We start from the raw sequence: 772 nt of genomic DNA, 5'->3' as shown, positions 1-772 counted from the left end.
CGAAGGGCGCCCTTGAGTTACGGGAAGCCGTAGCCGATTACGTGCGCAAGTCAYGATCTGTCAGATGTGAAGCGAACCAAGTCATCATCACATCCGGCACGCAACAGGGCCTATACCTCGCCTGCCAGGTGCTTCTTGATGTCGGGGATTTTGCGTGGGTGGAGGATCCGGCCTACCGGGGTATCACCGCGATTTTGGAAAGCGCAGGCCATACGAATCAAATGATCCGCGTCCCTGTTGATGCTGAGGGTTTAAATGTTGAAAGCGGAATAGAGCAMTGCCCCCAGGCCCGCGCAGCCTTCGTGACCTCATCACATCAATACCCGCTCGGCATGCCGATGAGCATGGCCAGACGCAATGCCTTGTTGTCATGGGCCAGAGCTTCAAACTCCTGGATTGTCGAGGACGATTATGATGGTGAGTTGCGTTATGCAGGCCATCCCTTTCCGTCCTTACAGGGACTAGACCCCGAGCGCGTCATCTACTTAGGAACATTCAGCAAAATATTGTTCCCATCTTTACGGCTCGGATACGCAATCGTTCCACCATGCCTGGTGCAAGCCTTTTGTGGTGCAAGAGTCCTGATGGATAGGCATCCTGCCAACGCCGATCAGCATGTTCTCGCGGCATTCATCGCAGAAGGGCATTTGGATCGACACATCCGGAGAATTCGCGGAGTGTATGCGGACATTCACAGGCAAATAATCGAGGCCGTAAATAGGCTGATCCCCCACAACCTTGCATGGCTGGAACCCAGTGATCAGGGTATGCA

Annotated in this window: 1 protein-coding gene; it reads left to right on the top strand. The window is 54.2% G+C overall.

Going from position 1 to position 772, the window contains the following annotated elements:
- A partial coding sequence (locus AC1DRJ_RS30685) for an aminotransferase-like domain-containing protein (RefSeq protein ID WP_477805417.1) occupies positions 1-772 on the top strand: 772 nt, incomplete at both ends.

The organism is Pseudomonas sp. P5_B2 (genome assembly GCF_056400445.1).
The sequence above is the reverse complement of the archived record's forward strand: the minus strand, read 5'-3'. Positions and strand labels throughout refer to the sequence as shown.